The organism is uncultured Oscillibacter sp. (assembly GCF_910584465.1).
Classification (GTDB): Bacteria; Bacillota; Clostridia; order Oscillospirales; family Oscillospiraceae; genus Oscillibacter.
In genome coordinates this window covers 1-24226 of sequence record NZ_CAJUBK010000020.1, presented here as the reverse complement: position 1 = coordinate 24226, position 24226 = coordinate 1, and the positions used below count along the sequence as shown (strand labels likewise).

The window sequence follows — 24226 nt, the reverse complement described above, 5'->3', positions numbered from 1 at the left end:
AACGTTAGCGTGCTAAATATTAGCATATCCTAACAGAGAAGTCAATAGGAAAATCTGGATATTTTTTGAATGATTTGTAAATAAAAGGCCGCAAAATTTGTCGGATGTAAACAAACTGTGAAGGTTCGGAGAAAGCCGTTGACATTTCGGAGGACTGCCGTTATCATAAGCACATCAAGCAGGCGATGCTTGTTGAACCTACCATTTTCCCTCTCCTTTCTCTATACCATATCGGAAAACGGGCAGTCCGGAAGGACTGCCCGTTTTCCATGCCCCGCAAAGGGAGACAGGCGCCCGCCTCCTCTGCCTGTTTTTGAATATCGATCAATATTTATCGAAAAACGATAAAAAATTATTGACGATCGAGCGGACTCGTGTTAGGATACCAGAAAAAGGAGGTGCCCGCATGAGCTTGATGATGGTATTGGTCCCCGCCGCGCTGACGCTGCTGGTCTGGGGCGGCGTGATGGCGGTGAGCGGCCTGAGGAGGAAGAGCAAGCTGCGGCTCTGCTCCGCCGCCGGAGCGTTCGCCCTCCTGGCGGCGGGGGCGTCGGTGATGATGGAGTTCATCACCCGGCCGCTGTGAGAGGGGGGGAGGACGATGGAAAAGATCCCGGTCCAAAAGATCGCCAGGGTGCTGTACATCCTGGTGCTGGCGGCCCTGGCGTGCAACGTGATCGCCCTGTACCTGGTGCCGGAGAGCGTGTGGTTTGGGCAGATCGGTCTGCCCGGCGGTATGCGGATCTACTCGGACGACGGCAGGCTGATCATAGACGGGGTCGGGAAGAACAGGGCCCTGGCCTATTTCGTGGGGGGCGCAGAGGTTTGGATGGAGGGCTGGTGGAGCTTTTTCAACGCTTACCAGATCGTGCTGACCGTCTTCCTCCTCTTCTCCGGCTGCTGCACCGCCGTCATCCTCTGGCAGGCCCGGCGGGTGCTGGGGACCATCCTCCGGGAGGAGCCCTTCGCGCCGGAGAACGCCGTCAGCCTGGGGCGGGCCGCCGTCTCCTGCTTCCTCATCGCCGGGGCGGCCCTGGCCCGGGTGCTGTTCAGCGTGTGCTATTACCAGTCCCCCCGGCCCCTGGCCACCTATAACGCCCTGTTCGTCCCCATGTTCGCCATGGGGGGCCTGCTGTGTCTGGTCATGTCCGCCCTCTTCCGCCAGGCGGCGGAGATCAAGGCGGAAAATGACCTGACGATCTGAGGTGCCGCCATGATCGTTGTGAACCTGGACGTCATGATGGCGAAGCGGAAGATGAGCCTCTCCCAGCTCTCGGAGAAGGTGGACATCACCCTGGCGAACCTCTCCGTGCTGAAAAACAACAAGGCCAAGGCCGTCCGCTTCTCTACGCTGGAGGCGGTCTGCGCCGCGCTGGACTGCCAGCCGGGCGATATTTTGGAGTACGTGCCGGACGAGAGCGGCGCGGAGTAAACGAAAAACGGTCCGCGCTCAGCGGACAGACGGATAAGGAGGATTTCATATGAACGATCTGTCGAACGCCCTCCCGACGGGAGGGCCGGTCAAGTGCGCCCAAAAACGGGGGATCGAGGGGGAGAGCATGGGGAAGTACCGGCTCTTGCTGGTCCTGACGCTGGGCTTTTGTCTCCTCCTGGTGGACGGCTTCCTCTGGCACGGCCCCTGCGCCGGGCTGACGGCCGCCGTGTTCGCCTGGTATGCGCTGATCCTGGCCTGGATGGGGCCGAAGGCTTTCGCGAGCCGGTCCAGCCGGGTCCTGCTGGCGGCGGTCCTGTTCCTGGCGGCGACCATGGCCCTGGGCTCCGACCCGTATTTCCGCTGCTGGGATCTGCTGGCCCTGCTGGTGCTGATCCCGGTCCATGCCATGGCGGGCCTCGCCAGCCGCCCCTGGTGGGACCCGCGGATGCTGGGGGAACGCTTCAGGCTGCTGTTCCGGGGGCTGTTCGGGGACCTGTGGGCGTGCTTCGCGGCGGCGGTCCCGGACAGGAGGGACGGCGGCAGGCCCAGGCGGACCCTGGCGGTGGTGCTGGGGCTCTGCGGGGCCGCGGCCCTGGTGTCCGTCCTGCTGCCGGTGCTGATCTCGGCGGACGCCCTCTTCGCCGCGTCGCTGGAGGCGCTGGACTGGAGCTTCTGGATGTTCCATCTCCGCGGCGGGGCCCGGCGGCTGTTCTGGGCGCTGGTGCTCACGCCCTTCGTCTTCAGCCTCCTGTACGCCATGGCCTCCCCGAAGCTGCTGTGTCCGTCGAAGGGGAAGGCGGGCCTCCGGGTGGATGCGCTGGGCTTCGTGCTGGTGCTGGCGGCAGTGGATGGGCTGTACCTGGCGTTCCTGGCGGTGCAGTCCGCCGGGCTGTTCGGCGGACCGGAGTACCTGGAGGCCCGGGGGCTGAGCTATGCCGAGTGGGCCCGGAGCGGCTTTTTCCAGATGGTGGGGGTGACGGTGGTGGACCTGAGCCTGATGCTGGCGGCGCTGTGCCTGTCCCGGCGGGAGGGGCGGGAGTGGGGGATCCTGCGGGCGCTGTGCGCCCTGCTGGCGGGGGAGAGCCTGGCGCTCCTGGCCTCCGCCGCCTGGAGGATGACGCTGTACATCGGGGCCTATGGCCTGAGCTTCAAGCGCCTGATGACCTATTGGGGCATGGCGATGATGGCGCTGTTCCTCCTGGCGGGGCTGTGGAAGGCGAAGGACCCGGACTTCCGGTTTTGCAGGCGGGCGTTCCCCGCGGCCCTGGCGGGGTGGCTGGTCATCAACTGCGTGCCGCTGGACTACCTGGTGGCGAAGGACCAGGTGGACCGCTATTTGAACGGGGAGAGCCCGGTGGTCAGCGTGCAGTATCTGCTGTACAGTTTGTCCTACGATACCATCCCCCAGCTGGAGCGGCTGGACGGGGAGAGGCCGGTCTGCGACTATACCGGCGATCCGGTCTGGAGGCAGGGGGAGACTCTGGCGGAGGTCCTGCGGGGGAGGCGGCTGGATGCCCAGTGGGAGTGCAGGGATCGGTGGAGCTGGAACCTTTCCGCCTGTCTGGCGGCGGGGGGATATCAGCCATGAGGATGGCTTTGTCCGCTCGGGAAGGGGGAGCCGCGGGAGGGGCCCATCCGGGGCCCCTCCCGTTTTGGATAGGCCGCCCCCAATCCGCCCTGCGGACGGACCAAGGGCCAGCCCGGTGGAGAGGCTGGCCCTTGTCTTCACAGTCCTCCCCGGCACGCGTTGGAAGGTCCGGGCGGACATTCGTGCCGGTGGCGGACGGAGAAGCGAAGCTTATTTGAGCACGGAGGCGGCGATGGCATCGGCCAGCGCGTCGATCTCCGACTCGTTGTCGGCCTTGAGGGAGGAGGTGACGGTCATCTCCTCGTCAAGGATCTCCATGTGCTTGAGCTGTTCGATCTCCTGGCGCATCAGCGCACCGGAGCGGGGGGCCCAGGAGCCGCTGCCCAGGATGGCCACCGTGCGCTTCTGGAGGTTCAGCGCCTTCATGTCCGTCAGGAAGTCATGCATCGGCGGGAAGATCCCCAGGTTGTAGGTGACGGAGGCCAGGACCAGGTGGCTGTATTTGAACAGGTCCGAGATCAGGTAGCTCACATGGGTGCTGGACACGTCGTAGAGCCGCGTGTTCGTCACGCCCCGGGCGGTCAGCTTGGCGGCCAGGACCTCGGCGGCGGACTCCGTGTTGCCGTACATGGAGGCGTAGACGATCATGACGCCCTTCTCCTCCGGCTCGTAGGTGGCCCAGTGGGTGTACTTGTCGATGATATAGCCCAGGTCCTTGCGCCAGATGGGGCCGTGGAGGGGGCAGAGCATCTTGATGTTGTCCAGGCCCACGATGCTGGCGGCCTTGTTCAGCAGGGCCACCACCTGGGGGCCGTACTTGCCCACGATGTTGGTGTAGTACCGCCGGGCGTCGTCGATCCACTCCCGGTCGAAGTCCACTTCATCGGCGAAGAGCTTCCCGTCCAGGGCCCGGAAGGAGCCGAAAGCGTCGGCGGAGAACAGGACGCCGTTGGTGGTGTCGAAGGTCACCATGGCCTCCGGCCAGTGGACCATGGGGGCATAGACGAAGGCCACCGTGTGCTTGCCGAAGCACTTGGTGTCGCCCTCCTTGACCTCCTCCACCAGGTTGGGATCCAGGGCATAGCCGAACTGGTTGAGGAGCGTCACCGCCTTGGGGGTGGTGATGATCTTGACCTCCGGCCAGCGGAGCAGGATCTCCTCGATGGAGGCGGCGTGGTCCGGCTCCACATGGTCGATGACCATATAGTCCAGGGGGCGGCCCGCCAGGACGGCCTTCACATTGTCGATGAACTGCCGGCCCACCGCCCAGTCGGCGGTGTCGAAGAGGACGGTCTTCTCGTCCAGCAGGACATAGGAGTTATAGGAAACGCCGTGGTACAGGGGATGGATGTTCTCGAAGAGGGCCAGACGGTGCTCGTCCGCACCGACCCAGTAGAGGTCGTCGGTGACACAACGGAAATTATGCATAGAACTGCCTCCTTATCTTATCGTCCGGGATCTCGTCGTCCGGACCGTCAAACTTCGATCTCGATGAACGCGTCCGTGCCCTCGCCGCAGTGCGGGCAGGTCCAGCCCTCGGGCAGGTCCTTGAAGGCGGTGCCGGGCTTCACGTCGTTCTCCGGGTCGCCCGCCAGGGGATCGTACTCGTGGCCGCAGCCGTTGCAGACATAGAGCTTCCGGGGCTGATGGACCTTCTTGGGGGCCTGGCGCTTCATCTTCACCATGGGCGGCGCGGGCTGCTTCTCCCCGGTGTCCAGGGCGGCGGTGAGCAGGGGCAGGATCTCCATCACGTCGCCCACGATGCCGTAGTCGCAGTTCTTGAAGATCTTGGCGTTGGGGTCTTTATTGATCGCCACGATGCAGGAGGCGTCCTTGATGCCCTTCAAGTGCTGGATCGCGCCGGAGATGCCGCAGGCGATATACAGGTTGCCCTTGAACTTCTGGCCGGACATGCCGACGTAGCGGTTCAGCGGGACGTATTTCAGGGTCTCGGCCACGGGGCGGCTGGATCCCACCGCCGCGCCGGCGGCCTTCGCCAGGTCCTCGATGAGCTTCATGTTCTCCCTGGCCCCGATGCCCTGGCCCGCGCTGACGACGCGCTCGGCCTGGGTGATGGGGGTGTCGATGGGGATGCCCACGGTGAAGTCATGCCCGTCCTTTTTCAGGCTGGCGGCCAGGGCCTCCACCTTCTCCTGGGCGGTGCCGTCCTTGAAGATCTGGCGCTTGCGCACACCGGTCTCGGGGCCGCGGGCCTGGGCGGGGGCGGCGGAGGCTTCCTTGGCGGCCTTGCCCAGGATGTGGGAGGCGATGACCACCCGCTGGATCTCGTTGGTGCCCTCGTAGATGGTGGTGATCTTGGCGTCCCGGTAGAACCGCTCCACCTCCATGCCCTTCAGGTAGCCGCAGCCGCCGAAGATCTGCAGGGCGTCGTTGGTGACCTCCAGGGCGATGTCCGAGGCGTACTGCTTCGCCATGGCGGACTCCATACCGTAAGGGGCGTGGGCCTGCTTCAGCTCGGCGGCGCTGTACACCAGGAACCGGGCGCAGCGGAGCTTGGTCGCCATGTCGGCGATCTTGAAGGCGATGTTCTGCTGCTGGCAGATGGGCTTGCCGAACTGGATGCGCTCCTTGGAGTACTCCACGGCGGCCTCATAGGCCCCCTGGGCGATGCCCAGCGCCTGGGCCGCGATGCCGATGCGGCCGCCGTCCAGGGTGGCCATGGCGATCTTGAAGCCCTGGCCCTCCTTGCCCAGCAGGTTCTCCTTGGGGACCTTGACGTTGTTGAAGTTCAGCTGGCAGGTGGCGGAGGAGCGGATGCCCATCTTGTCGTAGTGCTCCTCGAAGGTGAACCCCTCCCAGCCCTTCTCCACGATCAGGGCGGAGATGCCCCGGGTGCCGATGCCGGGAGTGGTGACGGCGAAGACGACATAGGTGCTGGCCTCCCCGCCGTTGGTGATGAAGATCTTCTCACCGTTCAGGAGGTAGTGGTCCCCCATGTCCTCGGCGGTGGTCTCGGTGCCGCCGGCGTCGGATCCGGCGTTGGGCTCCGTCAGGCCGAAGGCCCCCAGCTTCCTGCCGGAGCAGAGGTCGGGGAGGTACTTCTTCTTCTGCTCCTCGGTGCCGAAGGCGTAGATGGGATAGGTGCCCAGGGACGTGTGGGCGGAGAGGATGACGCCCGCGCCGCCGTCCACCCGGGCCAGCTCCTCCACGGCGATGGCATAGCTCAGGGCGTCGGAACCCGCGCCGCCATACTCCTTTTCATAGGGCAGGCCCATCAGGCCCAGCTTGCCCATCTTCTTCACGGCCTCGGTGGGGAAGGCGTTGTCCTTGTCCAGCATGAAGGCGATGGGCTTGATCTCGGCCTCCGCGAACTCCCGGACCTTCGCCCGGAGATCCTCATGGGCCTGCGTGGTTTGGTACAGCATGTGTGTGCCTCCTTTTCCGTAATGGCTGCCTGTGACATGTGGGACGGATGGTCCGAGGGTCTACTGGAAGATATCGCTCAACGGCATGCGCCGGAGCTCCTGGTCCAGGACGCCCTGGATGCGGCAGAGCTCTTTGCAGATGCCGCAGCCGCCCTGGGGGAAGTTCTCGCATCGATAGCCTTCCCGCTGGCAGCGGTTGATGAGGGGCGGATCCCCGATGGCCTGGAAGACGTCATAGATGGTCATCTCCCCGCAGCGGCGCTTGAGGAAATAGCCGCCGCTGACGCCCCGGCGGCTCTCCACGAGGCCGGCGGCCAGGAGGCGGTTCAGCAGTTTCAGCGTGATGGCTTTTTGCATGTGCTCCTGCCGGGCCACGGCGGCGGCGGAGAGCAGCCCCTCCCGGTGCAGGGCCCGGAGGATGCGGAGGGCGTAGTCCATCTCTCTTGTGATGAGCAAAGGATCACCTCGGCGGTCGGTCGATGCCGGTCTGACCCGTATAAAGCCAGCCAGTCTATCATATTGTACTTTTTTCGTTGATTATACCAGCATTATCGGGAATGTCAATGATACCGGGAAAAAGTCCGCAGGAATTGGAAGATACGACAAAAAGCTCCCGGCGGTTTCAGCGAAACCGCCGGGAGCTTTCATGGCTGTGCCGGGTCAGGGGGCCTGCCGGAGCCGGGCGGCCCGGAGGACGTTCCGTAGCAGCATGGCGCGGGTCATGGGGCCCACGCCGCCGGGGACCGGGGTGATGTGGGACGCCTTCTCCGACACGGGGCCGAAGTCCACGTCCCCGGTGAGCCTGCCGTCCGCCCCGCGGCCGATCGACACGTCGATGACCGCCGCTCCGGGCTTCACCATGCCGGCCGAGACCAGGCCGGGACGGCCTGCGGCGCAGACCAGGATGTCCGCCTGCCGGGTGAGGGCGGGCAGGTCCTCCGTCTTCGAGTGGCAGAGGGTGACGGTGCCGTCCCGGGCGGTGAGGAGCTGGGCCAGGGGGCTGCCCACCAGGCGGCTCCGCCCGATGATGACGCACCGGCGTCCCCGGACGGGGATGTCATAGGCGTCCAGCAGCGCCAGGACGGCGGCGGGGGTGCAGGGCAGGAAGCCCGGCTCTCTCAGGGCCAGGAGCCCGGCGTTCAGGGGGTGGAAGCAGTCCACGTCCTTCTCCGGGGCCAGGGCGTGGAGCACGGGCCGCGCCTCCAGCCCTCTGGGCAGGGGGAGCTGGACCAGGATGCCGTCCACGGCCTCGTCGCGGCCCAGGCGGCGGACCAGGGCCAGCAGGTCCCCCTGGGGGACCTCCGCCGGGAGGCGGTGGGTCTGGGTCCGGATGCCGCACTCGGCGCAGTCCCGCTCCTTGCCGCGGACGTAGATCTGGGAGGCGGGGTCGTCCCCGACCAATACCACCGACAGGGCCGGGGGCCGGGAGAGGGCCGCGGCCTCCTCGCGGATCTGGGCCTTGATCTTGGCCGCTAAGGCCGTGCCGTCAATCCGGACCGCCATCGGGGCCTCCTTCCTGCGGCGGGGCGGGGGGCTCTTCGGCGGCGGGAGCGCCGTCCGCCTCGCCGGCGGGCCCGTCTTCCCCGCCGGCGGGAGCGCCGCCGGCTTCGCCGGCCCGCGCGGCCTCCGCCGCCAGGCGGTTCACCAGCAGACCGTCCGCGGAGCGCTTTTTGATCTTGATCTCATAGAACAGCGCCAGCGCGGCGACCGCCGCCATGGCGATGCTCAGGGCCTGGGAGACCCGGATGGGCCGGCCCAGGAAGGTCCAGTCGAAGAGGTACAGGCTGTCGGTCCGCAGGCCCTCGATCCAGGCCCGGCCCAGGCCGTACCAGAGGAAGTAGAACCAGGCGTCCTCCCCGTCGAACCGGCGTCCCTTGGAGACGACGAAGAGGATCAGCAGCAGCCCGACCAGGTTCCAGAGGCTCTCATAGAAGAACGTGGGATGGACCTCCACGTACTGGGAGGCGCTGACCCACACCCGCATCCGCCAGGGCAGGTCCGTCAGGCCGCCGAAGGCCTCCCGGTTGATGAAGTTGGCCCAGCGGCCGATGACCTGGCCCAGGAGCAGGCCGATGACGGCCAGGTCCGCCATGGCGCCGAAGGGGATCTTTTTCAGCCGGGTGAAGACGAAGGCCGCCAGCGCCCCGGCGATCACGGTGCCGTAGATGGCGGTGCCGCCGTCCCAGATGGCGGCGATCCGGCCCCAGTCCAGGGCGCCGGAGGCGTCCCGGTAGAGGTCCAGGTAGAAGACGACGTAGTAGATCCGGGAGCCCAGGATGCAGCAGGGCACCGCCCAGAGCACGAAGTCCAGCACATGGTCCTCGGTGAGGCCGTAGCGCTTGGCCTGCTTCATGCAAAGCAGCATCCCCGCCAAAAAGCCCAGGGCCAGGATGATGCCGTACCAGTAGATGCCGTGGCCGATGTGGAGCGCGATGGGGTCCGGGTCGAAGGACCAGTCCCCGAAGAGGCCGGGGAAGCTGATGGGCATGTCCTTCAGCGCGGTCAGTTCAGGAGTGGACATGGATCAAGCCTCCTTGGGTACGATCTCGCTGAAGGCCGACCGCTCCGGCGTCACGTTGTCCCGGAGGAACTCCAGCACGTCCTCCTGCCGGATGGAGTCGAAGACCTGGGGGAAGCGGAAGGGGTCGTAACCGCCGAAGCAGCCCTCGGTGAGGGAGACGGCGATGTTCTCGAAGGAGTTCAGCCCCCGGAGGCTGGAGCCGAAGTTGGCCCGGAGGGTCCGCTGGAAGAGGCCGTCGTCCACGCCCTCCCGGACCAGGCAGTCCGCCTCCTCCTGGAGGGCGGCGGCCACGGCGCGGGGATCCTTGCTCTCGCCCCCGGCGTAGAGGTAGGCGGCGCCGGGCAGCAGGTCGAAGTCCCCGCCGAAGCTGGAGTTGATGAGCCCCTGGCTGTAGAGGCGCTGGTACAGGGGGCTGGACTCGCCGAAGAGCAGGTCGCAGGCCATGTCGCCCAGCACCATCGCCCGGAGCTGTCCCTCCCCCTCGGGGATGGGGCGGCACTTGAAGCCGGTGAGGAACTGGGGGCTGGAGACCTCCATAGAGAGGCGGGCCTCCCGCTGGGCCACGGCCTCGGGCTCCTGGCCGTAGTCCCTGGGGATGACGGGGCCGCCCTCCTTGGGCAGGACCCGGCGGGCCAGGTCGGACACCCGGACGGGGTCCACGCCGCCCACCACGGTCAAGATCATGTTGGAGGGGGCGTAGAACGCCTTGTGGCAGTCGTAGAGGGTCTCGGCGGTGATGTGGGAGATGCTCTCCACCGTCCCGGCGATGGAGGTCCGGACGGTGTTGGCGCTGTAGAGGGAGCGGAGCAGCCGGACGTAGATCTGCCAGTCGGGGTTGTCTTCGATCATGCGGATCTCCTGGCCGATGATGCCCTGCTCCTTGGCGACGCTCTCCTCGGTGAAATAGGGGATGGAGACGAAGGAGAGCAGGATCTCCAGGTTCTCGTCGAAGTGGTCCGTGGAGTCGAAGTAATAGCCGGTCATGGCGTTGGAGGTGAAGGCGTTGGGCTCCGCACCGTTCTTGGCCAGCTCCTGGAGGGCGTTGCCCTCCTTGGTGTCGAACATCTTGTGCTCCAGATAGTGGGCGATGCCGGCGGGGGTGTCCAGCCACTGGCCGTTCAGCTGGAAGCGGGTGTCCATGCCGCCGTAGCGCGTGGCGAAGAAGGCGTATTTCTTCGCATGCTCCGGCTTCGGGACCACCCGGAGCTCCAGGCCGTTGGGCAGGGTCTCGCGGTAGACGGTCTCGCCCAGGGACTCGTAAAAGACGGGCTTCATCCTTCCGCCTCCTTCCCCTGTAAGAAGTATACGGTATCCAGCTCCACGGTGCGCATGGCCTGGAAGATGCGCTCCGGCGTGACGGAGCGGACCTTCTCCGCCAGGTCCTCCGGGGACTCGTCCCGGCCGGTGGCGGCCTGGCCCAGGTAGAAGTTCTCCAACTTCCCCTGGGAGTCGCCCATGGAGGCGTAAGCGTTCAGCAGGGTGCTCTTCGCGGCCTCCAGCTCCCAGTCCTCCAGCCGGCCCTCCTGTACGGCGGAGAGCTGGGCGCAGATCTCGTCGTGAGCTTTTTGGTAGTCCTCGAACTCGATGCCGGAGGAGACGGTGATCAGCCCCTTCTGCCGGTGGAAGAGGGAAGAGGCGTAATAGCACAAGGACAGCTTTTCCCGGACGTTCAGGAAGAGCTTGGAGTTGCTGCTGCCGCCGAAGAGGGTGTTGCCCACCAGCAGGGCGGTGTCGTCCTCACTGCCGCAGGAGAAGCCCATGCCCAGCTTGCCCTGGGTGACGTCCAGCCGCTCGGTGAGGAAGCGGGGCCCTTCGGGGCGGGGGTGGGGGACCAGGGCGGGGGCGGGGCCCGCGTCCTTCCGGGGGAGGTCCGCCAGCGCGGAGCGGAGGGCGTCCTCCACGCGGGCGCGCTCGGCGCTGCCGCTGTAGACGATCTCCAGCCGGGAGGAGGCGATGAGCTCCCGGTAGGCGTCGTAGACCAGCTGGGGATACAGGGCGGCGGCGATCTGCTCGTTGCCCAGGCGGGGCACGCCGTAGGGCTCGCCGGTGCACATCTCCTGGAGGAGGCGGCTGTCGGCGTAGGCCCGCTTGTCGTTCAGGATGCTGCGGATGGCGTCGATGAGGTTGGTCTTCTCGCTTTCGAAATAGTCCGTCACGAAATGGCCGTCCTCGGTGACGGGGGAGCAGATCAGCTCGCCCAAAAGGGCGGCGGCGGGCTCCAGCAGGCGCTCGCCGCCGAGGGCGAAGCCGTCGTCGATGAGGCTGGCGACGAAGCCCACGCACTGGGCCTCGCCCTTTTTGCGGATGGTGACGTCGATCCGGGCGCCGTAGAGCTGGTCCAGGCGGGCGGAGAGGGCCCCCATGTCCGGGGAGGCGGCGGTGCCCCGCCGGAGGATGGCGGCCAGGAGGGCGTTGGCGGAGGCGGTCTCCCATCCCAGGGGGACGACGAACTGGGCGGAGAGGAGGCTGGTCTTGAATTTCTTCGCCGGCAGGTATGTGAGGTACACGCCGCCGGCGAGCTGGCTTCTTGTCACGAGGTTCAACTCCTTTTGTGGGATCTGAAGATCCGGTGTTCGGGTCTTGCCGCGATCGTCATGCATGTCTTGATATCCAAGTATATACTGGATAGGGCGGGATTGCAAGAGGGAGGCATATTTCCTGCCCGCTGGACATAGGTTGTCCCAGAGGTGAGCGACTATGAAACAAAAGAAGGGCCTGGCCGGATCCCTCCGGCGGCTGGAAGCGGCGGCCCTGGCGGCGGGGACGCTGTGGATCGCCTTCGTCACCGCGGGGAGCGACACGGCGTCTTCCGCGGCGGAGGCGCTGGCGGACGCCCTGCCGGAGCGGATGCTCCGCTGGGAGCTGGGGGACCTGTGGGATGGGGACGGGCTGTCCCCGGCGGCGGCGATGACGATCGGGGAGTCCCCGCTGCTGCTGTCGGCGCGGGGAGACGTGGCGGAGCTGTGGAGCCTGGAGCGGCAGGAGACGGCGGAGGAGGACGGGGAGACCAAGGCCCCCGTGGCCAAGCCGGTGGAGGAGACCCCGGTAGAGCCCGCCGCCCCGGCGGCGGAGGATAACGGCGTCCCCGCCAAGACGCTGATCCCCACGGACCCCAGCGGCTATACCGTCTGCGGGCGGGTGTATATCAGCAACTCCACCGGCCGCGAGCTGTCCATCCCGGACCTGCAAAAGCCCTTCGCGGCGGCGCTGGGGGAGGAGGGGCCCCAGGTGCTGATCCTGCATACCCACGGCAGCGAGTCCTATACGCCCGTCCCGGGGACGGAGATCGTCTGGTCCGGGGACTACCGGACCACGGACTACCGCTATAACGTGGTCCGCGTGGGGGACGAGATGGCGGAGGTCTTCGGGGAGGCGGGCATCTCCGTCCTCCATGACCGGACGCTGTACGACTACCCCTCCTACAACGGGGCCTATGACCGGGCGCTGGCGTCCATCCAAAAGTACTTAAAGGAGTATCCCTCCATCCGGTCCATCCTGGACGTCCACCGGGACGCCATCGAGGACGGGCAGGGGAACCAGTATAAGGCGGTGTCGGAGATCGAGGGCGAGGGGGTGGCGGCCCAGATGTCCCTGGTCATCGGCAGCGACGGCAGCGGGCTGGAGCATCCGGACTGGATGGAGAACCTGCGCCTGGCAACGGCGGTGCAGCAGGACATCCTGGAGCATTACCCGACCCTGATGCGCCCGGTGCTGCTGCGGAACTCCCGGTATAACCAGCACGCCACCACCGGGTCCCTCCTGGTGGAGGTGGGGGCCGCGGGGAACTCGCCGGAGGAGGCGGTGCGGGCGGGGCGGCTGTTCGCGGAGCGCCTGGCGGCGGTGCTGAAAGCGGGGGCGGGGGACGAGGAGGGCGCACAGGAGGCCCCTTAGGGACCGCTCCCGCTTCGCGGGACCGTTCGATATCCGTGAAGTATCCGTTTCGATCTTTTCATTTTACAAAACAGATCGTTCCATGTATAATAAGCGGCAGGCTGAAGGGCGGACACGCCCGGCCCATGGATACTTAGGACCGGTATCCGCCGCCGCATGACGCCGCCCGAGCGGGCCTCCCGCCTCCGCCCGGCGTCCCCGGCCATGGATCCGGGCCCCGATGAAAGGACAAGATCGAATGAACACACTTGAACTGGCTGTGATGGAACACGCGGAGGAATACTACGGCATCATCCAAATGGGCCGGGAGTTCCAGCAGGAGCAGGGCTTCACGCAGTGGACGGAGGATTATCCCACCCTCGACACGGTGAAGGGAGACATCCGGGAGGGGAAGGGATATGCCCTCCTGGCGGACGGCAGGATCGCCGGCTATCTGTGCATCGATCTTGACGGCGAGCCGGCTTACGCGGACATCGACGGGAGATGGAGGGCGGAAGGGCCTTATGCCGTCGTGCACCGCATGGCGTTTTCCGCCGCGTTCCGGGGCATGGGACTGGCGGACGCGGCGTTCCGGCTGATCGAGGAGTTCTGCGGCGAGAAGGCGGTCTCGATCATCCGCGTGGATACGGATCTGCCCAATAAACGGATGCAGCATATCCTGACGAAGAACGGGTTCGTGAACTGCGGCACCATCGTTTTCCAGGGCGGACCGAAGCTGGCGTACGATAAGATACTGGGCTGAGGGCCCTTGCCGTATCGCGCTTTCCAAGCAGACGAAAGCCGGATGCCTGAGCATCCGGCTTTTTGCTTGCGTATCACGCGCGTCGGGGCGCTTATCCCTCGCTGTCCTCGTCCCCGTCCTCGTCCAGGCTGTCCAGATCGAACTCCAGCTTCTCGCCGCAGTTGGGACAGATGACCGCGCCGTCCTCCAGGACGGACTCGTCGAAGTAGATGGTCTCCTCGCAGGTGGGGCAGGTGGTGGCGTAGCACTCCTCGTCCTCGCCCAGATCGTCCAGCTCATAGGCGTCTTCGTCGTCGTCCTCGTCGTCTTCACCGTAGAGCAGGTCCTCCACGTCCTCCAGATCGTCGCTGACGGCGTCCAGCCCGTCGCCCAGCTCTTCCTGGGCGTCCTCGATGTCGCTGAGCTCCAGGGCGATGTCCTCCAGCACGTCGATGATGGCGGCCAAGAGCTTGCCCTCCTTCTTGCCGGTGTCCAGGTCCATGCCTTCCGCCAGGCCCTTCAGATACGCGACCTTCTCCGTGATCTCCATGGCAGGTTCCTCCTTTTTATAACAAAATGTCCGCTGGGTGGGGAAATGGGATGCTCCCCCGGCATCGCGGGGGATCGAAAAGGAGGGGATGGGATCCCCCCCTTCAAGCGGCCTTACTCTTTGCAGCGGCCCAAGTACTCGCCCGTGCGGGTGTCGACCTGGATCTTCTCGCCCTCGTTGATGAACAGGGGCACCTGGATCACCGCGCCGGTCTCCAGGGTGGCCTTCTTCGTCACGTTGGTGGCGGTGTCGCCCTTCACGCCGGGCTCGGTCTCCGTGACCTCCAGATCCATGAAGTTGGGGACCTCCACGGTGAAGACATTGCCCTTATAGCTCACCAGCTTGCAGACGGTGTTCTCCTTCATGAACTTGAACGCCTCGCCCAGCACGTCCCGGTTCAGGGGGGACATGTCGTAGGTCTCGGGATCCATGAAGTAGTACAGGTCGCCGTCGTTGTAGCTGTACTCGGCGTCCTTGCGCTCCACGCTGGCCTGCTCGAACTTGGCGGTGGGGTTGAAGGACTCCTCGCGGATGGCCCCGGTGATGACGTTCTTGTACTTGGTGCGCACGAAGGCGGCGCCCTTACCGGGCTTCACGTGCTGGAAGTCCACCACCAGCATGGGCTTGCCCTCCATCTCGAAGATCATACCCTTCCGGAAATCGCCGGCAGAAATCGTTGGCATAGTGATATCCTCCTTACAAATCTTGTATGAGAAAACGACCCGCAAGGAGGGCATTTTCTCTCTTTCCATGGTCCTTCCATCATAGCCGAGGCTATTTTATCCCATCCTGGCAGTGATTGCAAGTATTTTTCCACGATTGGGACAGGGTCATCCAAAAATATTTCGCTCCCGCCGGCGGCAGGCCGCCTTGAACGGGGCCTGGAGCGCGTGCAGGACCTTCTGCCAGGGCGTCGCCGCGCCGCCCAGGGGCTCCACCATCAGGGCCAGCACCCCCGCCCGGTTGGCCGCCAGCATGTCCGTCAGCAGCTTGTCCCCCAGCATGGCGGTGTGGGCCCGGTCCGTCCCGGCGCGGGCCATGGCGGCCTCCAGGCCGCGGGTGGAGGGCTTCCCGGCGCGGCCCTGGTAGGGGATGCCGAGGTCCGCGCAGAACTCCGTGACCCGGGAGCCGGAGCGGTTGTTGGAGACGATCGTCACCCGGATGCCCGCCGCCCCCATCCTCCCGATCCACTCCCGGAGGGCCGGGTCCGGCCTGCGGACGGACTTGGGAGCCAGGGTGAAGTCCAGGTCGCTGAGGAGCAGGGTCACCCCCGCCCGGCGCAGCAGCTCCGGCGTCACGTCCCGGTAGCTCCCGAACAGGCGGGAGGGGATCAGGGAAAGGGGCATAGGCGGCGGCCTCCTCGCATAAGATCGTTTGAAGTCATCCTCAGTATACCAGCTTTTCAGATCCGGCGCAAGGGGGAGAGGGATTTGCAGATCTATCTGGCCGTGACGCCCGAGGCGTCCCAGGAGGCACAAGCACACTGCCGGAACCTGGCCCATGTGGCCTACCGCATCGGGCCGGGCTCCGCCCTGCTGCGGCAGAGCCTGCTGCTCCAGACCAAGGGCGGGCTGCTGTCCGTCAGCGACCGCGACGCGGCCTTCATCGACAGCCCGGAGGAGCTGCGGGACGCGGTGCTCCGGGAGTGCGGCCGGCGGGGCTATCCCGGCGTGCTGCTGGACTTCGAGGAGCCCCCCCGGCGGGACCGGACCGCCTTCGTGTCCGTCCTGGCGCCGGCGCTGTCGGCCTCCCGGCGGGCGCTGTACCTGCCGGAGCGCTATGCCGGCGCCGCCCCCGGAGGGATCGTGCTGCTGTGCACCGCCGTCTCCGGGGGGAGCTTCTCGGAATACCTCCAGGAGGCCGTGGGCCGGGCCGGCGGAGCCGGGCGGCTGGCCCTGGACGTGCAGCGGCTCCGCATGGACTTCCGCCTCCCCGCCCGCTCCGGGGAGGGGGAGCCCCTCACCGGCGAGGCGCTGGAGGCCCTCATGGAGCGGGAGGGCCCCGCGGTCTTCTTCTCCCAGGACCTCTGCGCCCGCTACTTCACCTACAGCCGGGACGGGGAGGCCCACTTCGTCCTCTTCGACGACGCGGACACCCTGAACCAGAAGCTCCGGCTGGGGGCCGGGATGGGGTTCGCCGCCGCCTTCTTCATGTGGCCGGAGGTCCGGGACATCGCCCCCCGCCTGTTCGCGCCCTGGCGGGGGAACAAAAAGCCGCCGTGATGGAGATCACGGCGGCTCCGCCTGTCGAAAAGACTTTTTCGACAGGCGGAGCAAGTTTTCAGAACGTTCGAAAAGTTCTGAAAACTTATCATTGAAAACGAAAGGGACCCTTCCTGGGTCCCTCTCGTAACTCTCTTCCTTCCCGTCGATGGAGTCGCCCTTCTTTTTTGACGCTCTGAGCCGCCGTGATGGGGATCACGGCGGCTCCCTCATGTCTCACATCCGGTGAGGCTGGAGATCAGCTCCAGCAGGCGGTCGATGTTCAGGGGCTTGGCCAGGTGGGCGTTCATGCCGCTCTCCGCGGACTGCTTCCGGTCCTCATCGAAGGTGTTCGCCGACAGCGCCACGATCGGCACGTTCGCCAGCCCCGGGTCCTCCAGCGCGCGGATGGCCCGGGCGGCGGCGTGGCCGTCCATCACCGGCATCCGCAGGTCCATCAGCACCAGGGCGTAATACCCCGGATGGGAGCTGCGCACCTTCTCCAGGCCCTGCGCGCCGTCCTCGGCGGTCTCCACCAGGAAGCCCGCCTCCTCCAGGAGGTCCACGGCGATCTCCCGGTTCAGCTCGTTGTCCTCCACTACCAGCACCCGGCGCTCCCCGTTCCGGGAGCCCCCCGCCTGGAGCGCCGCCTCCTCCTGCAGCCGCAGGTTCAGCGTCGCCGTGAAGCGGCCCGGGGCGCCTTCGCCCTCCAGCGGCTCCGTCTTGACCGTGCCGCCCATCAGCTCGATGATGTGCCGGGCCACGGACAGCCCGGGATCTGCCCCCGCCGCGTCGCCGGCGGCGGTGATCTCCCGGCGCTCGAAGGGCCGGAACAGGTCGGACAGGGACCGCTCCAGCCCGAAGCAGTCCGCCGTGAACGTATAGGCCCCGTAAGCGCGGGTGGAGCTCCGCTCCCGGATGGACAGGCGCACCCGCCCGCCGGGGACGACGCTCTGCACCGCGCCGGCCGCCAGCCGTCCCAGGGCCTGCTGCAGCTTGGGCCGGTCGCACCATATCTTCGGGTGCTCCATCTCCGGCAGATCCAGGGTCAGCCCCACGCCCTTTTCCGCCGCCCGGGACCGGACGGCCTCCAGGACCTCCCGCGCCAGGTCCGGCAGGGCGCAGGCCGTCTCGTCGATGTGGACCTTGCCCGACTCCAGCCAGCTCAGCTCCAGCACGTCGTTCACCAGCCGCAGGAGCCGCCCGCTGGCCTCCTCGATCCGGTCCAGGTCCTTCTCCAGACGCTCCGGGTCGTGCAGGTGCCGCTTCGCCAGGGCCGTGAAGCCCACGATGGCGTTCATCGGCGTGCGCATGTCGTGGGACATGTTGCTCAAAAACGTGTTCCGGGCCTCTCCCGCCAGCTTCGCCTGCTGGAGCGCGTCCTCCAGCATGGCCGTCCGGGCCCGCTCCCGGCGGACCTCCTCGTCCACCGTCCGGCAGCCGAACATGATCTGCGTCACGCCCATCTCCGGGCTGACGTTCACCACGAACGCCTGGACATACTCCGGCTCCCCGCCGTGGAGGAGGCGGTAGTTCACATGATAGGACTTCTGCGCCTTCAGGGACGCGCGGATGTACGCCGGGTCCACGGAGCGGCGGAACAGCGCCCGGTCCTCCGGATGGACCCAGAGGTCCGTGTACGCCTCGGCGAAGCCCGTGAAGGGCCGGACCTGCAGATCCCGGCCGAACTGGAACCAGGCCCGGCCGCTGACCCGGTAGGGCTGGATCTGGTCCTGCTCCAGGTCGGCGTGGAAGACCGTCTCGTAATCTGCGCTGAGGCCCTCGATCAGTTCCAGGCGGCGGGTCAGCTCGTCGTTCATCTGCTCGAGGAACCCGGCGGTCTGCTCCGCCTGCTCCTGGAGCTCCCGCTCCTTTTGCAGCTTCTCCTCCAAGATCGCCGCCCGCTCCGCCATGCGGCGGTGGCGGCGCTCGGTGGCGTCGGCCAGGAAGACGTAGAACACGCCGCCCAGCTTCTCGGTCTCGATGTAATGCCCGAAATCCTCCACCCAGCACACGGACCCGTCCCGGCGGACGATCCGGTATTCCACGTAGTCCAGGTCGAAGCTGTTGTGGGAGATCTGCTCATCGATGCTCTTCATGACGGCGTCCCGGTCGTCGGGGTGGACGAGCCCGGAGAAGGTGCCGCCGGTGAGGCGGCGGAACTCCGACATGGTGTCACAGCCAAAGATGTGCAGGAGGGCCCGGTTGGCATAGAGGACATGGCCGGTGTCGTCCCGGTAGATGAAAAAGCCGCCGGGCATCTCGTCGGTGAAGCGCTTGACCTCCTGGGCGGTGAGGCCCTCCCGATCCGGCAGGCCACCGCCGGGGGTCAGCAGGTACTCGATCAGGCCATGGTGGTCGATCATGGGGCGGGGCCTCCTTTCCAGATATGGATACGATCATATGCCATCATACCACAGCCGTCCCGATTTGTCACGCATGATTTGCAGCCGCGCCCCGCTTTTATAAGGCTGCGCGCGGCCCCGGGCGTCCGGCGCGCCGCCGCCTCCGGCGGGGGCCTTTCCGGAAAAACGGGGAAAGTGTCAAAATTGTCCTCTCCGGTGGATTGACTTGGCGGCGCGGGACGTAGTATCATAGTGACAGTTTTACCGCAAACGTTTGAGCAGATCCGATCCGAAAGGAGGGCCCTATGAAGACGATCCTCGGTTATCTCCGCCCTCACGCGCCGCGGGTCGCCGTGGGCGTGACGGTGAAGTTCTCCGCCGCTGTGCTGGAGCTGCTCCTCCCCCTGCTGCTGGCCCACATCATCGACGACTGCGTCCCCGCCCGGGACCTGACGGGGGTCTTCCGGGCCGGGGGGCTCATGTTGCTGATGGCCTTCGGCGCGGCGTTCTGCAACATCACCGCCAACCGCATGGCCGCGTGGGTGTCCATGGACATGACCCAGAGCCTGCGCCGGGACCTTTACCGGAGGACGCTGCTGCTGTCCCAGGCCCAGATGGACCGGTTCTCCGTGTCGTCCCTGGTCTCCCGCCTGACCAACGACACCTATAACGTCCACCAGATGTTCGACAAGATCCAGCGCGGCGGCATCCGGGCGCCCATGCTGGTGCTGGGCGGACTGGTGCTGACCTTCTTCCAGGCCCCGGCCCTGGCGCTGGTGCAGCTGGCGGTGTGCTCCGCCACCTTCTGCGCCATCGCCCTGGTGACCCGCAAGGGCGTGCCCCGCTATACGCGGTCCCAGGAGGCGGTGGACACGGTGGTGCGGGTCATCCGGGAGAACGCCTCCGGCGTCCGGGTGGTGAAGGCCCTGGCCTGCCAGGGGCGGGAGCGGGAGCGCTTCGCCGCCGCCAGCCGGGAGGCCCGGGAGGCCGAGGAGGCCGCCGGACGGATCATGGCCGCGGCGAACCCGCTTTCGGACTTCCTGCTGAACCTGGGGCTGGTGCTGGTGGTGCTGGCGGGGGCGGTCCTGGTGGACCGGGGGCAGATGGCCTCCGGGCAGATCGTGGCCTTCCTGTCCTATTTCACGCTGATCCAGACCGCCACGCTGGGCTTGGCGAAGCTCTTCGTCCGCTTCAGCAAGGGCGTGGCCTCCGCCCGGCGCATCGAGGAGGTGCTGCTGGCCCCGGAGGGCCAGCCGGTCCGCCTCCCGGGAGAGGGGGAGGCCGGAGGCCCCGAGCTGGGGATGGAGGGCGTATCCTTCTCCTATCTGGGAGTGGAGGAGGACCTGGCCGGGGCGGGTTTCTCATTGGATAAAGGAGAGACCTTGGGCATCCTCGGCCCCACCGGGGCGGGGAAGACCACGCTGATCGCCCTCCTCCTCCGGCTCTACGACGCGGACGAGGGCGTCGTCTGGGTGGGGGGACGGGACGTGTCCACCCTCAGCCGGGAGGACCTCCGGGGCCGCTTCGGCGTGGTGTTCCAGAACGAGGCCCTGCTGAACGACAGCGTTTATGAGAACATCTCCTTCCTCCGCCGGCTCCCCCGGGAGGACGCGGAGGCCGCCGCCCGGACCGCCCAGGCGTGGGAGTTCATCCAGGCCATGCCCGGCGGGCTGGACGCCAGGCTGGACATCCGGGGGGCCAACCTCTCCGGCGGGCAGCGCCAGCGGCTGCTGATCGCCAGGGCCCTGGCGGCCCGGCCCGGCGTCCTGATCCTGGACAGCGCCGACAGCGCCCTGGACTACCGCACCGCTTCCGCCCTCCACGCCGCCATCCGGCGGGACTTCCCCGGCGTGACCCTGGTGGTCGTCTCCGAACGGGTGGCCTCCCTCCGGGGAGCGGACCGCATCCTGGTGCTGGAGGAGGGCGCGATCGCCGCGCAGGGGACCCACGCTCAGCTTTTGGAGAGCTGTGACCGATACCGCCGCATGGCGGAACTGCAGATGGGAGGGCTGGGATGAAAAAGAACGTGCTCGTCCGCCTGGGCCGCTTCCTCCGGCCCTACGGCTTCCAGTTCCTCCTGCTCCTGGTCCTGCTGCTGGCGGGGAACCTGCTGGCCCTGGCTGCGCCCCTCCTCTCCGGCCGGGCGGTGGACGCCGTGGGCATCCGGGCAGGGGGCGTGGACTTCCCCGGCGTCTTCCGGAGCTGCGCCGGGATGCTGGCCTGCTACGCGCTCTCCTCTTTACTGAATTACACCGTCTCCTCCCGCCTCATCCGGACGGCCCAGGCCGTGTCCCACGATCTGCGGGAGGCCGCCTTCGACCGCATGAGCGAGCTGCCGGTGGACTACTTCGACACCCATCCGGCGGGGGACCTGATCAGCCGGGTGTGCTACGACGTGGACACGGTCAACGCCACCCTCTCCACGGACCTGCTCCAGCTGGGCACCAGCGTCTTCACCGTGGCGGGGTCCTTCCTGATGCTCCTGCTCCTCTCGCCCCGGCTGACCCTGGTGTTCTTCGTCACCGTGCCGCTGTCCATGGTCCTGACCCGCTTCCAGATGAAGCGGGTCCATCCCCTCTTCCGCCTCCGCTCCAAGGAGCTGGGGGCCCTCAACGGCTTCGCCGAGGAGCGGATGGGCTGCCGGCGGTCCATCCGGACCTACGGCGTGGAGGCGGCGGATCTGGAGCTCTTCGAGGAGCGCAACGCCTCGGCCTCCAAAGCCTATTACGACGCGGACCGGGCCAGCGCGTCCCTGGGGCCCTCGGTGAACTTCGTCAACAACATCTCCCTGACCGCCGTGAGCGTTTTCGGGGCGCTGCTGTATCTGGGCGGGGGGCTGACCCTGGGGGACCTGTCCTCCTTCGTCCTGTATTCCCGGAAGTTCTCCGGCCCCATCCGGGAGGCGGCGAACCTCCTGGCGGAGCTCCAGGCCAGCGCCGCGGCGGCGGAGCGGGTGCTGGACCTGCTGGACGAGCCCCTGGAGCCCGGGGACCCGCCGGGGGCCGTCCCCGCCGGGCACCTGGAGGGGGATATCCGCTTCGACCACGTGACCTTCGGCTACGACCCCGCCCGCCCCGTCCTCCGGGACTTCACCGCCCACATCCCGGCGGGGAGCCTCGCCGCCGTCGTCGGCCCCACCGGGGCGGGGAAGACCACGCTGGTCTCCCTCCTCCTCCGGTTCTACGATCCCCAGAGCGGATCCATTACCATCGACGGCGTGCCCGTCGCCTCCTACAGCCGGGACGGCCTGCGCCGCCGCCTGGCCCTGGTGCTGCAGGACACCTGGCTCTTCGGCGGCACCATCGCGGAGAACATCGCCTACGGCACGCCGGGGGCCGGGCGGGAGCAGATCGTGGAAGCGGCCAAGGCCGCCCGCATCCACCGCTTCATCTCCTCCCTGCCCCAGGGCTACGATACGGTCCTCACCGACGAGGGCATCTCCAAAGGGCAGAAACAGCTGCTGGCCATCGCCCGGTGCCTGCTCACCGACGCGGACATCGTCATCCTGGACGAGGCCACCAGCAACGTGGACACGGAGACGGAGGGGGAGATCGGCCTGGCCATGGAGCGGCTGCGCCAGGGGCGGACCTGCTTCGTCATCGCCCACCGGCTGGCCACCATCCGGGGAGCGGACCGCATCCTGGTGCTGGACCGGGGCGGGGCCGCGGAGCAGGGCACCCACCAGGAGCTGCTCGCCGCCGGAGGCGTTTACGCCCAGCTCTACGCTGCCCAGTTCCAGGCGTAGCGGCAGGGGACGAGTTCGACGAAAACGTATCCGCACATTCAGAGATCCCAAAAAAATGCAAGTGGCAAAATAACAAAATTACGACGGTCCCATTTGTCTAGATCGTAAACAAATCGTGAAATTGAATAAAAAAGCCCCCCTAAAATCGGGAGCATGACAATTGACAAACCCCAGCAAAATTTCTTATAATGAACACAGGAAATCGCAAACGTTTGCGCAAAGCGGCCCCTGTCCCCCGCGCAGACGGCCCCCGGGCGTGACCGGAAAGGGAGGACTCCGTCCCGCCCGCGAAGCTCCCGGCAGTTATCAGAAAGAGGTGTTATCGTGTCGAATGCAGTCACTGTGACAAAGGAAAGACCCCCCAGAAAAAAGCTGACGCCCCGTCGGCTGAAGAACCTGATCCTGAACGTGCTCAAAAACCCCTTCAACATGGTCGTGCTGGTCAGCCTGGTGGTGCTGTTCTGCCTGATCATCATCCCCCTGCTGACCATGATCAAGTCCACCTTCACCCTGGCCCAGGGCGAGCTCCGCCGGGTCAAGGGCGCCAGCGTAGGCGACTTCACGCTCTACTACTGGCAGTACATGCTGGCAAGCTCCCTGTCCAAGGCCGTGCTTTGGGAGCCCCTGCTCCACTCCTTCATCTGCGGCCTGTTCACCACGCTGATCTCCGTGCCCCTGGGCTCCGTGCTGGCGTGGCTGATGATCCGTACCGACCTCCCCGGCAAGAAGATCCTGGGCATCCTGATCACGGTGCCCTACATGATCCCCTCCTGGACCAAGGCCATCGCCTGGCTGGCGGTGTTCCGGACGCCCACCAGCGGCGCCAACGGGTTCCTCACCGGTATGGGGATACCGATCCCGGACTGGCTGGCCTACGGCCCCACGGCCATCGTGCTGTGCATGTCCATGCACTACTACGCGTTCTCTTACATCCAGGTCTCCGGCGCCCTCCGCTCCATCAACTCGGAGCTGGAGGAGATGGGCGAGATCCAGGGCGCGAACAAGGTCCAGATCCTGCGCTACATCACCCTGCCGCTGATCCTCCCCTCCGTGCTGTCCGCCCTGGTCATGACCGTCAGTAAGTCCATCGGCACTTACGGCGTGGCCGCCAACCTGGGCAACCGCATCGGCTATTACACCCTGGCCACCCGGATGCGCGTCTACATCGACCAGGGCCCCCGCGGCGTCGGCTACGCCATGTCCATCGTCCTGGTGGGTCTGGCCGCTTTGATCCTGATGAGCAACCAGAAGGCCATCGGCGTCCGCAAGTCCTATGCCACCGTCGGCGGCAAGGGCGGCCGGAGCACCCTGATGCCTCTGGGCGCGGCCAAGAAGCCCATGATGGCGTTCCTCGCCGTGTTCCTGTTCCTGGCCATGGTGATGCCCTTCTTCGTGCTGATCATGGAGACCTTCCAGATCACCACCGGCGCGGGCTACGGCATGAACAACCTGACCCTCTACAACTGGATCGGCAAGGCCGGCGAGGCGGAGAGATACACCAACTACGCGGGCATCTTCCGCAATCCGGAGTTCTTCAGCGCCCTGTGGAACACGGTCCGGCTGACCATCATCACCTCCATCATCACCGCCTTCTGCGGCCAGTTCCTGGGCTACATCAGCTCCCGCGGCCGCGGCAAGTGGTACGGCAACCTCACCGAGCAGCTGGTCTTCGTGCCCTACCTGATGAGCGGCGTGGCGTTCTCCACCATGTACTTCTCCATGTTCAGCGTGCCTCATTTCGGCGGCCTGATCCCCTCGCTGTATGGCTCCTTCACCTTGATCGTCCTCACCTCCGTGGTCAAGCACTTCCCCTTCGCCAGCCGGTCCGGTACCGCCAACATGC

21 protein-coding genes are annotated in these 24226 nt (G+C 66.5%); 10 read left to right on the top strand and 11 right to left on the bottom strand.

What is annotated here, in order from left to right:
- Positions 1 to 406: 406 nt before the first annotated feature.
- From QZ332_RS06720 to QZ332_RS06705, 4 genes are read left to right on the top strand one after another with little or no spacing between them, the layout of a single operon-like run.
- Positions 407 to 586 carry a hypothetical protein gene (locus tag QZ332_RS06720; RefSeq protein WP_295763956.1) on the top strand — a complete coding sequence of 60 codons (180 nt, stop codon included), beginning with the start codon at positions 407 to 409 and terminating at the stop codon, positions 584 to 586.
- Positions 587 to 601: 15 nt separating this feature from the next.
- Positions 602 to 1204: a DUF2975 domain-containing protein gene (locus QZ332_RS06715; protein ID WP_295763953.1), complete on the top strand. Its 603-nt coding sequence runs from the start codon at positions 602 to 604 to the stop codon at positions 1202 to 1204.
- Between the two features lie 9 nt (positions 1205 to 1213).
- A complete protein-coding gene (locus QZ332_RS06710) occupies positions 1214 to 1432 on the top strand; it encodes a helix-turn-helix transcriptional regulator (RefSeq protein WP_295763950.1) in 219 nt (72 codons plus the stop codon).
- 49 nt (positions 1433 to 1481) lie between these two features.
- Positions 1482 to 3023 (top strand): DUF4153 domain-containing protein, encoded by a 1542-nt coding sequence (locus QZ332_RS06705; RefSeq protein ID WP_295763947.1) that lies wholly within the window; start codon positions 1482 to 1484, stop codon positions 3021 to 3023.
- Between the two features lie 210 nt (positions 3024 to 3233).
- Here QZ332_RS06705 and QZ332_RS06700 read toward each other — a convergent pair whose 3' ends face one another.
- The 7 genes from QZ332_RS06700 to QZ332_RS06670 all read right to left on the bottom strand — a co-directional run bounded on the left by QZ332_RS06700 (position 3234) and on the right by QZ332_RS06670 (position 11464).
- The gene (locus QZ332_RS06700; RefSeq protein ID WP_295763945.1) at positions 3234 to 4451 is read right to left on the bottom strand and encodes an FprA family A-type flavoprotein; all 1218 of its coding nucleotides are present in this window, start codon (positions 4449 to 4451) and stop codon (positions 3234 to 3236) included.
- Between the two features lie 47 nt (positions 4452 to 4498).
- Positions 4499 to 6409 carry an acyl-CoA dehydrogenase family protein gene (locus tag QZ332_RS06695; protein ID WP_295763942.1) on the bottom strand — a complete coding sequence of 637 codons (1911 nt, stop codon included), beginning with the start codon at positions 6407 to 6409 and terminating at the stop codon, positions 4499 to 4501.
- Between the two features lie 60 nt (positions 6410 to 6469).
- On the bottom strand, positions 6470 to 6865 hold the full coding sequence (locus tag QZ332_RS06690) for an Rrf2 family transcriptional regulator (RefSeq protein WP_295763939.1): 396 nt from the start codon (positions 6863 to 6865) through the stop codon (positions 6470 to 6472).
- Between the two features lie 204 nt (positions 6866 to 7069).
- On the bottom strand, positions 7070 to 7912 hold the full coding sequence (locus QZ332_RS06685) for a bifunctional 5,10-methylenetetrahydrofolate dehydrogenase/5,10-methenyltetrahydrofolate cyclohydrolase (RefSeq protein WP_295763937.1): 843 nt from the start codon (positions 7910 to 7912) through the stop codon (positions 7070 to 7072).
- On the bottom strand, positions 7896 to 8930 hold the full coding sequence (lgt, locus tag QZ332_RS06680) for a prolipoprotein diacylglyceryl transferase (RefSeq protein ID WP_295763934.1): 1035 nt from the start codon (positions 8928 to 8930) through the stop codon (positions 7896 to 7898). The genes QZ332_RS06685 and lgt overlap by 17 nt, the downstream gene beginning before the upstream one ends.
- Before the next feature lie 3 nt (positions 8931 to 8933).
- Positions 8934 to 10205 (bottom strand): EF-P 5-aminopentanol modification-associated protein YfmH, encoded by a 1272-nt coding sequence (locus QZ332_RS06675; protein ID WP_295763931.1) that lies wholly within the window; start codon positions 10203 to 10205, stop codon positions 8934 to 8936.
- Positions 10202 to 11464 (bottom strand): EF-P 5-aminopentanol modification-associated protein YfmF, encoded by a 1263-nt coding sequence (locus tag QZ332_RS06670; protein WP_295763928.1) that lies wholly within the window; start codon positions 11462 to 11464, stop codon positions 10202 to 10204. Before QZ332_RS06670 ends, QZ332_RS06675 begins: the two co-directional genes overlap by 4 nt.
- A gap of 163 nt (positions 11465 to 11627) precedes the next feature.
- Between QZ332_RS06670 and spoIIP the strand changes: the two genes are divergently transcribed.
- Complete coding sequence (gene spoIIP / locus QZ332_RS06665) at positions 11628 to 12821, top strand: stage II sporulation protein P (RefSeq protein ID WP_295763926.1); 1194 nt, start codon at positions 11628 to 11630, stop codon at positions 12819 to 12821.
- Between the two features lie 238 nt (positions 12822 to 13059).
- Positions 13060 to 13563, top strand: coding sequence for a GNAT family N-acetyltransferase (locus tag QZ332_RS06660; RefSeq protein WP_295763924.1), 504 nt, complete (start codon positions 13060 to 13062; stop codon positions 13561 to 13563).
- A gap of 91 nt (positions 13564 to 13654) precedes the next feature.
- Here QZ332_RS06660 and QZ332_RS06655 read toward each other — a convergent pair whose 3' ends face one another.
- The 3 genes from QZ332_RS06655 to QZ332_RS06645 all read right to left on the bottom strand — a co-directional run bounded on the left by QZ332_RS06655 (position 13655) and on the right by QZ332_RS06645 (position 15438).
- Positions 13655 to 14092, bottom strand: coding sequence for a CD1247 N-terminal domain-containing protein (locus QZ332_RS06655; protein WP_295763921.1), 438 nt, complete (start codon positions 14090 to 14092; stop codon positions 13655 to 13657).
- A gap of 113 nt (positions 14093 to 14205) precedes the next feature.
- The gene (gene efp, locus QZ332_RS06650) at positions 14206 to 14775 is read right to left on the bottom strand and encodes an elongation factor P (RefSeq protein WP_295763918.1); all 570 of its coding nucleotides are present in this window, start codon (positions 14773 to 14775) and stop codon (positions 14206 to 14208) included.
- A gap of 147 nt (positions 14776 to 14922) precedes the next feature.
- Positions 14923 to 15438 carry a YqeG family HAD IIIA-type phosphatase gene (locus QZ332_RS06645; protein ID WP_295763915.1) on the bottom strand — a complete coding sequence of 172 codons (516 nt, stop codon included), beginning with the start codon at positions 15436 to 15438 and terminating at the stop codon, positions 14923 to 14925.
- Positions 15439 to 15522: 84 nt separating this feature from the next.
- On the opposite strand from QZ332_RS06645, the gene QZ332_RS06640 reads away from it, so the two are divergent.
- The gene (locus tag QZ332_RS06640) at positions 15523 to 16314 is read left to right on the top strand and encodes a hypothetical protein (RefSeq protein ID WP_295763912.1); all 792 of its coding nucleotides are present in this window, start codon (positions 15523 to 15525) and stop codon (positions 16312 to 16314) included.
- Positions 16315 to 16523: 209 nt separating this feature from the next.
- Here QZ332_RS06640 and QZ332_RS06635 read toward each other — a convergent pair whose 3' ends face one another.
- Positions 16524 to 18659, bottom strand: coding sequence for a response regulator (locus tag QZ332_RS06635; protein ID WP_295763909.1), 2136 nt, complete (start codon positions 18657 to 18659; stop codon positions 16524 to 16526).
- 284 nt (positions 18660 to 18943) lie between these two features.
- Here QZ332_RS06635 and QZ332_RS06630 point away from each other — a divergent pair, with 284 nt between their 5' ends.
- The 3 genes from QZ332_RS06630 to QZ332_RS06620 all read left to right on the top strand — a co-directional run.
- Positions 18944 to 20656: an ABC transporter ATP-binding protein gene (locus QZ332_RS06630; protein ID WP_295763906.1), complete on the top strand. Its 1713-nt coding sequence runs from the start codon at positions 18944 to 18946 to the stop codon at positions 20654 to 20656.
- A complete protein-coding gene (locus tag QZ332_RS06625) occupies positions 20653 to 22383 on the top strand; it encodes an ABC transporter ATP-binding protein (RefSeq protein ID WP_295763903.1) in 1731 nt (576 codons plus the stop codon). The genes QZ332_RS06630 and QZ332_RS06625 overlap by 4 nt, the downstream gene beginning before the upstream one ends.
- A gap of 342 nt (positions 22384 to 22725) precedes the next feature.
- A partial coding sequence (locus tag QZ332_RS06620) for an iron ABC transporter permease (protein ID WP_295763900.1) occupies positions 22726 to 24226 on the top strand: 1501 nt, incomplete at its 3' end.

Coding starts and splice junctions, on each gene's coding strand:
- QZ332_RS06720 (WP_295763956.1), top strand. CDS start 407: ATGAGCTTGATGATGGTATTGGTCCCCGCCGCGCTGACGCTGCTGGTC.
- QZ332_RS06715 (WP_295763953.1), top strand. CDS start 602: ATGGAAAAGATCCCGGTCCAAAAGATCGCCAGGGTGCTGTACATCCTG.
- QZ332_RS06710 (WP_295763950.1), top strand. CDS start 1,214: ATGATCGTTGTGAACCTGGACGTCATGATGGCGAAGCGGAAGATGAGC.
- QZ332_RS06705 (WP_295763947.1), top strand. CDS start 1,482: ATGAACGATCTGTCGAACGCCCTCCCGACGGGAGGGCCGGTCAAGTGC.
- QZ332_RS06700 (WP_295763945.1), bottom strand. CDS start 4,451: ATGCATAATTTCCGTTGTGTCACCGACGACCTCTACTGGGTCGGTGCG.
- QZ332_RS06695 (WP_295763942.1), bottom strand. CDS start 6,409: ATGCTGTACCAAACCACGCAGGCCCATGAGGATCTCCGGGCGAAGGTC.
- QZ332_RS06685 (WP_295763937.1), bottom strand. CDS start 7,912: ATGGCGGTCCGGATTGACGGCACGGCCTTAGCGGCCAAGATCAAGGCC.
- lgt (WP_295763934.1), bottom strand. CDS start 8,930: ATGTCCACTCCTGAACTGACCGCGCTGAAGGACATGCCCATCAGCTTC.
- QZ332_RS06675 (WP_295763931.1), bottom strand. CDS start 10,205: ATGAAGCCCGTCTTTTACGAGTCCCTGGGCGAGACCGTCTACCGCGAG.
- spoIIP (WP_295763926.1), top strand. CDS start 11,628: ATGAAACAAAAGAAGGGCCTGGCCGGATCCCTCCGGCGGCTGGAAGCG.
- QZ332_RS06660 (WP_295763924.1), top strand. CDS start 13,060: ATGAACACACTTGAACTGGCTGTGATGGAACACGCGGAGGAATACTAC.
- QZ332_RS06655 (WP_295763921.1), bottom strand. CDS start 14,092: ATGGAGATCACGGAGAAGGTCGCGTATCTGAAGGGCCTGGCGGAAGGC.
- efp (WP_295763918.1), bottom strand. CDS start 14,775: ATGCCAACGATTTCTGCCGGCGATTTCCGGAAGGGTATGATCTTCGAG.
- QZ332_RS06645 (WP_295763915.1), bottom strand. CDS start 15,438: ATGCCCCTTTCCCTGATCCCCTCCCGCCTGTTCGGGAGCTACCGGGAC.
- QZ332_RS06635 (WP_295763909.1), bottom strand. CDS start 18,659: ATGATCGACCACCATGGCCTGATCGAGTACCTGCTGACCCCCGGCGGT.
- QZ332_RS06630 (WP_295763906.1), top strand. CDS start 18,944: ATGAAGACGATCCTCGGTTATCTCCGCCCTCACGCGCCGCGGGTCGCC.
- QZ332_RS06625 (WP_295763903.1), top strand. CDS start 20,653: ATGAAAAAGAACGTGCTCGTCCGCCTGGGCCGCTTCCTCCGGCCCTAC.